This is a genomic window from Nostoc sp. DedSLP04, from assembly GCF_034530775.1.
In the GTDB taxonomy this organism is placed as follows: domain Bacteria; phylum Cyanobacteriota; class Cyanobacteriia; order Cyanobacteriales; family Nostocaceae; genus Nostoc.
Map to the genome: position 1 here is coordinate 1 of NZ_JAVRCL010000117.1, position 9,421 is coordinate 9,421.

The 9,421-nt window shown below is 42.7% G+C and carries 11 protein-coding genes and 1 tRNA gene; 5 read left to right on the forward strand and 7 right to left on the reverse strand.

The features are described from left to right. The first annotated feature begins 78 nt into the window (after positions 1-78). Positions 79-1,332 (forward strand): MFS transporter, encoded by a 1,254-nt coding sequence (locus RMX89_RS34005; RefSeq protein WP_322692087.1) that lies wholly within the window; start codon positions 79-81, stop codon positions 1,330-1,332. Positions 1,333-1,371: 39 nt separating this feature from the next. Here the strand turns inward: RMX89_RS34005 and RMX89_RS34010 are convergent. Then, positions 1,372-1,445: transfer RNA gene (locus tag RMX89_RS34010), tRNA-Arg, on the reverse strand. A 34-nt stretch (positions 1,446-1,479) separates the two neighbouring features. Between RMX89_RS34010 and moaC the strand changes: the two genes are divergently transcribed. Next, the gene (moaC, locus tag RMX89_RS34015; protein ID WP_322692088.1) at positions 1,480-1,989 is read left to right on the forward strand and encodes a cyclic pyranopterin monophosphate synthase MoaC; all 510 of its coding nucleotides are present in this window, start codon (positions 1,480-1,482) and stop codon (positions 1,987-1,989) included. Between the two features lie 151 nt (positions 1,990-2,140). Here the strand turns inward: moaC and RMX89_RS34020 are convergent, their stop codons facing one another. Further along, complete coding sequence (locus tag RMX89_RS34020) at positions 2,141-2,833, reverse strand: Uma2 family endonuclease (RefSeq protein WP_322692091.1); 693 nt, start codon at positions 2,831-2,833, stop codon at positions 2,141-2,143. A gap of 124 nt (positions 2,834-2,957) precedes the next feature. Here RMX89_RS34020 and RMX89_RS34025 point away from each other — a divergent pair, with 124 nt between their 5' ends. The 3 genes from RMX89_RS34025 (at position 2,958) to RMX89_RS34035 (ending at position 4,135) form a co-directional block, all read left to right on the forward strand. After that, on the forward strand, positions 2,958-3,215 hold the full coding sequence (locus RMX89_RS34025; RefSeq protein WP_322667130.1) for a hypothetical protein: 258 nt from the start codon (positions 2,958-2,960) through the stop codon (positions 3,213-3,215). A 119-nt stretch (positions 3,216-3,334) separates the two neighbouring features. After that, positions 3,335-3,643, forward strand: a complete 309-nt coding sequence (locus tag RMX89_RS34030) for a DUF3181 family protein (RefSeq protein WP_322667128.1) — start codon at positions 3,335-3,337, stop codon at positions 3,641-3,643. A 276-nt stretch (positions 3,644-3,919) separates the two neighbouring features. Then, complete coding sequence (locus RMX89_RS34035) at positions 3,920-4,135, forward strand: acetyltransferase (RefSeq protein WP_109011492.1); 216 nt, start codon at positions 3,920-3,922, stop codon at positions 4,133-4,135. Between the two features lie 68 nt (positions 4,136-4,203). On the opposite strand, the gene RMX89_RS34040 is transcribed toward RMX89_RS34035, so the two are convergent. From RMX89_RS34040 to RMX89_RS34060, 5 genes are all read right to left on the reverse strand, one after another. Next, entirely contained in the window at positions 4,204-4,674 is a 471-nt protein-coding gene (locus tag RMX89_RS34040) for an ABA4-like family protein (protein WP_322692089.1), read from the reverse strand. A gap of 111 nt (positions 4,675-4,785) precedes the next feature. Next, a complete protein-coding gene (cobW, locus tag RMX89_RS34045; protein WP_322671684.1) occupies positions 4,786-5,826 on the reverse strand; it encodes a cobalamin biosynthesis protein CobW in 1,041 nt (346 codons plus the stop codon). 478 nt (positions 5,827-6,304) lie between these two features. After that, positions 6,305-7,513 (reverse strand): SfnB family sulfur acquisition oxidoreductase, encoded by a 1,209-nt coding sequence (locus RMX89_RS34050; protein ID WP_322692090.1) that lies wholly within the window; start codon positions 7,511-7,513, stop codon positions 6,305-6,307. A 151-nt stretch (positions 7,514-7,664) separates the two neighbouring features. After that, positions 7,665-8,762 (reverse strand): dimethylsulfone monooxygenase SfnG, encoded by a 1,098-nt coding sequence (gene sfnG, locus RMX89_RS34055; RefSeq protein WP_322671682.1) that lies wholly within the window; start codon positions 8,760-8,762, stop codon positions 7,665-7,667. Positions 8,763-8,876: 114 nt separating this feature from the next. Beyond that, complete coding sequence (locus RMX89_RS34060; protein ID WP_322671681.1) at positions 8,877-9,050, reverse strand: hypothetical protein; 174 nt, start codon at positions 9,048-9,050, stop codon at positions 8,877-8,879. Positions 9,051-9,421: the final 371 nt, after the last annotated feature.

The following is a 9,421-nucleotide window of genomic DNA, read 5'->3' on the forward strand; positions in this document are numbered from 1 at the left end:
GACAAATGACAAATGACAAATGACAAATGACAAATGACAAATGACAAATGACAAAAAACTAGTTAAATTGCATCTACCTTGAAAGTATTTAATACATTTAATGCCGAACTGCGGCGCAACCTGCTGATTTTATTTACGGCAGGTTTATTATTCTGGTCGAGCCTGTCTTCGCTCTTACCAACTCTACCGCTTTACATCGATGATGTGGGCGCAAGCAAGCAAGAAATTGGGATTGTCATGGGCAGTTTCGCCATTGGTTTATTGCTCTCTCGCCCAATGCTGGGACGATTAGCCGATGAACGCGATCGCAAAATTGTCTTGTTGATTGGTACGATCGTAGCTGCGATCGCACCCTTTGGTTACTTGGCAACCCGATCTATTGGGTTATTAATCTTGGTGCGGATTTTTCATGGCATTAGTATTGCTGCTTTTACCACTGGCTACAGTGCCTTAGTCGCAGATTTAGCTCCCACTGAAACTCGTGGTGAAATCATTGGTTACATGACCCTAGCAACTCCCATTGGTTTAGCAATTGGCCCTGCCTTGGGAGGGTATTTAGAAGCTACAAGTGGTTACGGGATATTATTTCTGTTATCCGCCGAATTGGGTTTTGTCGCCTTCTTAGGGATTTTACAAGTTACGAATCCGCCAGTGCAAACGCAGGAGCAGACAGAGGGAGAAGATCGCAAATTTTGGCAAATTTTGGTCAGCCCACGGGTGAGAGTTCCAACTATAGTTATGTTGCTGGTTGGTTTGTCTCTTGGTGCTGTACATACTTTTGTGTCGTTGTTCCTCAAATCCACTGAGGTGGACTTCAATGGCGGACTATTTTTTACAGCTGCGGCGATTTCTAGTTTTAGTATTAGGATATTTGCTGGTAAGGCAAGCGATCGCTTCGGTCGTGGTTTGTTTATTACCTTTGGAATTTTTTGCTACATTTTGGCGTTAATACTGCTGTGGCAGGCTTATAGCCCGATCGTTTTCTTACTGGCTGCGATCGCTGAAGGTGCTGGTGGTGGTACACTGTTCTCGATGATGATTACCATTATGGCAGACCGTTCGCTGCCGCAAGAACGGGGGAAAATTTTTGCTATCTGCATATCTGGACTCGATCTAGGAGTTGCGATCGCTGCTCCTCTTTTGGGTATCATCGCAGAACTTGTAGGCTACCGCGATATGTTTGGCTACGGTGCTGCGATTACTTCTCTAGCACTTGTCCTCTTCCTCACCCGTTCGAGCAAAAACTTATCCAACTCACTACGCTTTGCACTAGGTCTAGCTCCAGATGCCTACGCCTTGAAAAACCTAAAAGTTAGGAGCGATGAAATTTAACTCATCACTCCTAACTTTCAACTCTTAACTTTTTAAAAACGGGCGAGGAGGGATTCGAACCCCCGACACCGTGGTCCGTAGCCACGTGCTCTAGTCCACTGAGCTACACGCCCTTACCGACAATCTATATTAACACGTTCTAACCAAATGGCGCAAGATAATTTTCCAGCTAATTTTGCCAACTTAACTCATCTAGATCCCCAAGGACAGGCACAGATGGTTGATGTGTCTGATAAAGCACCCACCATTCGCCAAGCAGTAGCCGCTGCTCAGGTGCGAATGCTGCCAGCCACCTTCGCTGCCATTCAAGCTGGAAATGTCCCAAAAGGGGACGTGTTGGCAACTGCAAGATTGGCTGGAATTATGGCAGCCAAGCAAACAGCTACTTTAATTCCTCTGTGTCATCCGTTGCCTTTGCAAAAAATCGCAGTCGAAATCACACCCGATCCCGAACTACCGGGTTATCAAATTCAAGCCACAGTCAAAACCAAAGCTGAAACCGGTGTAGAGATGGAAGCTTTAACTGCCGTTTCTGTCGCTGCTTTGACTTTATACGATATGGCAAAAGCTTTAGAAAAGTCGATTCAAATTGAATCAATTCGTTTAATAAGTAAGAGTGGCGGTAAATCAGGAGATTATTCGTCGGTAGAGCAATAAGTTAGCTATTGGGCATTGGGCATTGGGCATTGGACATTGGGCACAAGAGGCAGAACTACAGAGGTGCAGAGGGAAAAACTAAACTTACTGCAACCTCTACCTCTCCCCTGCTCCCCTGCCCCCCTGCTTCCCTCATCTCCCCACTCCCCAATTACGGAAGATTATCAGGATCAATGCCGAGATTACGCAAATATGCTGCTAACTGTTCAGCGCGTTGACGTTCTTGTTCAGCGCGTTGGCGTTCTTGTTCTACCAATAACTCAGCCTGTTCAGCCCGTTGATTGAGTTCCAGGGAATTTAAAAATCTCTGTCCATCTGGACGGTAAATTACTAACTCTCCAAGCCCCGTTTGAAATCTAATTCCCAAACGGGGACTGATCCAACCATCCATTTGCCATAGCTTATTCAAATGGTTGTTTTGCCGCAACCAGCCATCTAGTTGAAAACTTTCAGGGTCGTATAAATAGTATTCTTCAACACCATAGGTATCGTAAAATTCCAGCTTACGATCCATCTCCTTGGTATCATTACTATAAGAAAGAATCTCAAAGACTACTTGTGGTGGAATATTATCTTCTTGCCACTGACGATAGGAACGACGTTTACCCTTTGATCTACCGAAGACAACCATCACATCAGGTGCAGTCGGTGTAATCAGCCGAGAACGGACGGGATACCAGAGCAAATCTCCTGCAATCAAAACATTGTCATTATTAGCAAACAGAATCTCTAAATTCTCCTTAATCAAGACAATCCAACGATATTGCTCTGTATTGTCTGCCATTGGTTTGCCGTCGCTATCTGGATAGAGGAGATCGGGGTCTATTTGCTCAAAGATCGTCATCGGATTTAACCCAGTGGCTCTTGACTTCCAATTCAATTATGACTGCTTCTAGAAGTCTAATAGCAACGACTGCACCAAAAACCTTAGAATGAGTAGGGTGTATTTAAATCTGTAACAAATATTTATGCCTCCTCGTTGGCCTCGCAAACCCGATCGCAAAGACCCTGATTACCGCAAGATCGATGACCGGATGAATTTTGCTATCCATGTGGCGATCGCTGCTTGTATTAATTCCGGGTTGTGGTTTTTCCACATTTTGAAAGACACTACCTGGGAGTGGCTGCCTTTGGTAACGTTAAGTTGGACGGGAATAGTGTTAGCACATCTGATTTATATTAGTGCGATCGCTAACTACACCGAAACTCCACCAAAATCCACCTGAAGATGGATTACTCATGCTAGGGCGATTGTAACTTCTGGTAGTAGGATTAGCCTGTTAATTGAGCCATAATATAAAAAAGCCTGAGATTTCGCACTTTTTCTTAATGTAGGGTTATTTTTATGGCTAAGACTAACACCACAGAACTACTAGAAGCCCTAGCAGCTGAAATTGGCGAAAACGTCTATATAGATGTTGCCAAATGGCATCTTTATTTATCTAATGCCAAACTGCATACAGTTGTTGCCGAGCAACTGTATCCCTTAATTACTTCCAACGCTGTCAATGAAGACCGAGTTTTACAAGTCTTGGGAGCGATTCCAGTAAAAATTGGCGGCGGGAAACGTGAAGTTCCTTTAATCGATTTACTACCCCTACAATGCCAGGTAACATTAGTTGATATTTTGGAAAAATATCAACGCGATTTCTAATAGATAAAACAAACTTATCTTGGCTAGACAATTTTGTTAATCAGCATTTCCTGATTCGAGTTTCTCTTGTGAATGAGGAATATGTTTGCAGTATCAATTTTATAAATATTAACTCTACAGATACACATAGATGAATCTCGTGTAATTTCTGTGTGGTCTGATAAAAATTTCCTTTAACAATTAAGGAATCTCCGCGTTCAAAATCAGTTTAGATTTGAGCGAGTTTATGTTGAGACTCGCTTTGAACTTTCATGCAAACTCATTGAGGCAATTTCTATGCTTTTACAAGTCAAAGATAGTGGCGAATTGGTGAAAATTGTTGAAATTCAGGAATTAATTGATCCGAATAATGATGTTGTTCACGCAAAAGACCAAGAAGGTCAAGAAGAACAGCAACCTGAAAGCTTTAAAAAAGAAAATCTCGTTTTTCCTTCAGGTGAAGTTTTACCACGCTGTTGGTTAGATGCTGACTATAGACACGACAACGGTTAATGATTTTAAAATCAGGTAACTACTAAATAATAGGGTAGCACAGCAGTGCTACCCTATTATGTGTAAGATTATGACGCAGCTTTTTCTCCTGCCGTCACTCCTTCATTCTGCTGAAACTTCGGGAAAAATGTCTTAGTAATCCAGTCAGTCAAGATGTGAGACAGTAACCCCAAAGGCCCAGCAAACAAAGATAAAGCTAGAGAGTGAATTGTCCAAACACCTGTTTTCTGTCCTTCCCAATAAATCCAGCGACCGACAAATAAATCCATCACTAAAAAATGAATCCAACCTGTTGCCGCAGCTGTTTCGTCTGCAAAAAATCGTGCAATATCAGCTAATTGAGGATTCGATAAAGCTTGAGCATTTTCTGGCGTAATGCTGTTGATAAACAAATACAAATATGCCCCAGCTAACAGCACAAAGGGTAAATATGATGACATTATCTGCCGTGTAACTTTCCAGTTAGGCAATAAAATCATCAATGCCCAAAATGGCAATACGAAAAGATTGGCAATATTAAATAGTTGAGAAATCGTCATATTTGTCTAAAGTGATGAGTTAGCAATTTGAAGTTATTATTGCTTTCGTTTTGAATTAACTTCAAGAGATAGATTCCCGACTTTTCAAAGAAGTCAGGAATCAGGGTATACTTATAAAGCTACAAGCTGTGATTCAATTTCTGAAGAATTCAAATCACGCCCGATGAAAACTAACCGCGTTTGCCTAGCTTCTTCTGGTTTCCAGGGGCGATCGTAAAATTTATCAAATCGGGTTCCCACGCCTTGCATTACTAAGCGCATGGATTTATTAGGTACTGCGACAAAGCCTTTAATCCGGTAAATTTCTTGTTGTTGTACCAATGTTTGCAACTGCTGTTGCAGCTTTTCGGGGTCAAAGGTACGATCCAAAATTAAATTAGCTGAAGTAATTTCTTCATCATGATTGTGGTCTTCTTCAGTATCATGATGACTAGGACGAGAATCTAAATTGTCTTCGACTGCGGCTTGGAATCCTAATAATATAGATGCATCGAGTTGAGAACGATCGCTCTCGACAATTTTCACCACTCTGGGCAACTCTTGCTTAATCAATTCTTCAACTCTGGCTTTTGTCTCGGCATCTACCAAGTCAATTTTATTCAACACCACCAAGTCTGCACAAGCAAGTTGGTCTTCAAACAGTTCTTGCAAAGGTGTTTCGTGTTCTAGATTATCATCTGCTTGTCGCTGGGCTGCGATCGCATCTGGATCGCTAGCAAATGTCCCGGCTGCAACCGCCGCACAATCTACCACGGTAATCACTGCATCTACAGTGGCGGCGTTACGAATTTCTTGCCAGCGAAAAGCCTTCACCAGTGGTTTTGGTAAAGCTAAACCAGAAGTTTCAATCAAAATGCAGTCGATGCTATCTCGTCGCTTGATTAACTCTTGCATCGTCGGGTAAAACTCTTCCTGCACAGTGCAGCATAAGCAACCGTTAGTTAATTCAAAGATATTAGTGTCGCCCTCACCATCTTCGGGGCAAATTTGACAAGATTTTAACAATTCGCCATCAATACCGAGTTCGCCAAATTCATTGACTAAAACGGCAATACGCCGTCCTTCGTTGTTTTGTAGCAGGTGGCGAATTAGGCTGGTTTTTCCACTACCTAAGAAGCCTGTAATCACTGTGACAGGAATTTTCGTTGCCATATTTTTGCCTGATTTACTCAGTATGAGAAGTTTTACGGGTTACAAACTTAAATACTGAGATTAAGCTTGGTTTGAAGATTGACTTAGTTATTTTAAGCTGAAAGTCTATGGTAAGCCGGAAAATATTCCCGTTATTGTTGAGTTTAGGCTTGGCTTTAATTCCTGAAATCAGTGTTGCACAAACGGTAGAGGAGTTGAAACAAAAAGCAACATCTGCCGAATAAGTGAAAAATTATGAAGAACCCGCTAATATTTGGCGGAGTTTGATTGAACGGGATGACAAATCAATAAATTTAGGGACTCCAAGAAATAAATTATCCAATTTCACTGAGTCAAAATGATTTTTTCTCCCCCTGCTCCCTGCCCCCCTGCCGTCAAAGCGATGGGATATTTTTTTATTTGGAAGTCTCTTATCAGGGGTAAAGCATTCTGGTAAATGTTAATTCTGAAAGCTTCACCCCAGTAGAAAATGCTGCAATTACAACCAAGGATGGCGCGGGGGATAGACGCCGTTGAGGAAGTAGTTACCAACAGCGTAGTATTTCCAACGGACGGGATCGTGCAGTGTGTGAGCACGAGCATTTCGCCAGTGGCGATTGTAGTTGAATTCTTCTAATGTGGATTTAGTACCTGCTAGTTCAAACAGTTTGTTGGTAGCTAGTAGTGATGCTTCGGTGGCTAAGGCTTTGGCTTCGGCAACTGCAATTGATGCTTCAACTACCTTGGGTTCTTCTAAGCCTGACTCGTTGGCGATGTCGATAAACTCACCTGCACGTCGCAGCAATGCTTCCGCAGCGTGAACCTGAATTTGGACATTGCCTAAGTTATAGAGCGTCAGGGGGTCTTCGTAGCCTTTTTCTAAATTGCTGTCAACCCAAGGACGAGTATGGTTGCGGACAAAGTAGATGGTGTCACGGACTGCTGCTTTAGCAATTCCCACGTCTACGGCGGCTTGGATGATTTGGGCGATCGCACCCATTGGTGTTGCCCTTTCAAAAGCCAAGTAGTGCGGAATCACGTGTTCTGCCTTAACTTTCACATTTTCAATAATCGTAGTGCCGCTAGCAGTGGTACGCTGTCCGAAGCTTGTCCAATCATCGAGTAGGGTTAATCCTTCGGCATCTCTTTCGACAAATGCCACCACTGTCTTACCATCTGGATTACTGGCAATCACGGGAACCCAATGTGCCAATAGTGCCCCAGCAGAGTAGTATTTACGTCCGTTGAGTACGAAGTCAGAGTCATCTGGTGTTAATTTTGTTTGGACATCAGTCACAGACTTAGTGCCAATTTCCGAGAAGGCGTTACCGAAGCGTTTACCTTGGAGAACCAAATCAAAGAAAAACTTCTTCTGCTCATTTGTACCATCTAACCGGACTGCTTCCACCATATAGAGATGGTTTTGGGGAATTTGACTGAGGCTAGAGTCGGCTTCGGAGATGATTTTAACTACTTCTGCGAGGGTGGCATTCGATACAAAAGCACCGCCATACTCTTTCGGGACTGTAATTCCCCACAATCCGCTCTGGGAGAACTTTTCTACTTCCTCAGCAGGTAAACGCCGATTTTGGTCGCGTTCTGAGTCTCCCTTGGCAAACTCAGCTGCTAATTCGTGAGCGATCGCGATCGCTTCTTTGTCATCTTGAATAATATGCGCCTTCTGGTCAGCATCAATTACTGATGTCATAGTAAAACTCCTTGATTGTGATTGAGTGACTCATAATCGCCACTACTATGAGACAGCCTTTGGATTTTTCTTAGTGCCGTTCAGATATAGCTGTTATCTACAACAGCTTCAATCCACAAAACCCGCTCCGACAAAGTATGTTGCTGTTAATCTACACTCCAACCAACTCATCAGCTGTCCGAGGATTAGATTTAAGTTCGCGCACAATTGGTATTACTGTCTTACCAAATGCTGGTAAATCATCTGTGTAGTGTAAGAAGCCACCAAGAATTAGATCGACTCCCGCTTCATGGAACTGGCGAATCTTTTCAGCTACTTGTTCAGCCGTACCAATCAACCCCGATCGGAAACCATCGTTATACTGCACCAAGTCTTCAAAATTGGAATTCGCCCACATTCCCTGACGTTCACGAGTTGAAGCTCCCGCCTGTTTCACTGCTTCGCCAAATCCTTTCACCGCTTCCACATCAGCTTGGGCAATAATATCGCGCAATACTTCATGCGCTTCTGCTTCCGTATCTCGCACGATGATAAAGGAATTCAAACCAAACTTAATTGTGCGTCCTTGAAGACTCGCTAATTCAGACACCTCTGCAATCTGCTCTTTCACGCCTTCTATGGTATTGCCATTCATGAAATACCAATCAGAGACGCGGCCAGCCATGCGCCGCGCTGCTTTGGAGTTACCACCTTGGAATATCTCCGGGTGAGGATTCTGATTAATTGGTCTAGGCTTCACCCAACCGCCGTTAATGCGGTAAAAGTCGCCTTTAAAGTGAAACTCATCCTCAGTCCACAAACCCTTGAGAACGCGGATAAATTCCTCTGAACGACGATAGCGTTCGTCATGATCTAACCAATGTTCACCATATATAGTGAATTCATCTTTGAACCAGCCACTAACTACATTCAAAGCAAATCGGCCGTTAGAGAGAAAATCAATACTTGCACCCATTTTGGCAACTACTCCCGGATGCCACAATCCAGGGTGAACTGCTGCAATCAATTTCAATTTCTTGGTGACAGGAGCTAGAGCCGACACGGTTGTTAATGCCTCTAATTGGTACTCAGCGCCGTAGCTAGCGATAAATCTGGCTTGTGCTAGAGCATATTCAAATCCAACTTCTTCAGCCGTCTGAGCTAGTTGAGCATTGTATTCGTAAGTCCAATCTGTGCGTTGGGGAATTTTACTCACAACTAACCCCCCGCTAACGTTGGGAATCCAGTATGCGAACTTAATATCTACCATAATTGTGCGTTTGTAATTGAAACTGCTTGGTTATTTTTCTCACTTTGCAAGTGATGTAACAAAGCCTAATTTGTCATCGCTAACAAATCAGCTAAAACTCAATCGGGCAAAATTTTAGTCAAAATCGAAAGCTTGAGAGCGGCTGAAAACTATTCTGAGTTTACAAGTAGACAATTTTCTGATGGTGGTAATATACCACAACTCGATCGTATTACCGTAGTTTTTAATTAATCGGACTCGATCGCGACAATTTTTTCGATGTCGTGACTCGATATACTTAAATTCCATTTCCGTATTCCATTTTGGAATACTGCCGACTTTTACTGAGTATTTTATTATTTTATATTTGCTGGTTATCAGCCTGATTCAGTCAGAACTCGACAAAGCATCGGTACTGATAAATGTGGTAGTGTAAACTACTAAACTAGAAAATATTTCAAAATTTGGTTGGGATTTTGAATCCAGATACTTATCTTCCCAATTCCCAATCCAATCAAAATTGAGGGGCAATCTCCCCATGCTTACTTTCACATCTCAAAAGCAGTCACAAGGCTATTGCCCCTAAATATTTTGAGCGTTGATCGCTCTTTCGCCAGAAACACCTATGAACCTATCCCACTAATACCAAAATGTGATAATCTACTTTCTGAATAAGAGGG

Excerpts from the sequence above, each read along its gene's own strand:
- cobW (WP_322671684.1), bottom strand. The coding sequence starts at position 5,826 with ATGGCAACGAAAATTCCTGTCACAGTGATTACAGGCTTCTTAGGTAGT.
- moaC (WP_322692088.1), top strand. The coding sequence starts at position 1,480 with ATGGCGCAAGATAATTTTCCAGCTAATTTTGCCAACTTAACTCATCTA.
- RMX89_RS34035 (WP_109011492.1), top strand. The coding sequence starts at position 3,920 with ATGCTTTTACAAGTCAAAGATAGTGGCGAATTGGTGAAAATTGTTGAA.
- RMX89_RS34040 (WP_322692089.1), bottom strand. The coding sequence starts at position 4,674 with ATGACGATTTCTCAACTATTTAATATTGCCAATCTTTTCGTATTGCCA.
- RMX89_RS34020 (WP_322692091.1), bottom strand. The coding sequence starts at position 2,833 with ATGACGATCTTTGAGCAAATAGACCCCGATCTCCTCTATCCAGATAGC.
- RMX89_RS34050 (WP_322692090.1), bottom strand. The coding sequence starts at position 7,513 with ATGACATCAGTAATTGATGCTGACCAGAAGGCGCATATTATTCAAGAT.
- RMX89_RS34025 (WP_322667130.1), top strand. The coding sequence starts at position 2,958 with ATGCCTCCTCGTTGGCCTCGCAAACCCGATCGCAAAGACCCTGATTAC.
- RMX89_RS34030 (WP_322667128.1), top strand. The coding sequence starts at position 3,335 with ATGGCTAAGACTAACACCACAGAACTACTAGAAGCCCTAGCAGCTGAA.
- sfnG (WP_322671682.1), bottom strand. The coding sequence starts at position 8,762 with ATGGTAGATATTAAGTTCGCATACTGGATTCCCAACGTTAGCGGGGGG.
- RMX89_RS34060 (WP_322671681.1), bottom strand. The coding sequence starts at position 9,050 with ATGGAATTTAAGTATATCGAGTCACGACATCGAAAAAATTGTCGCGAT.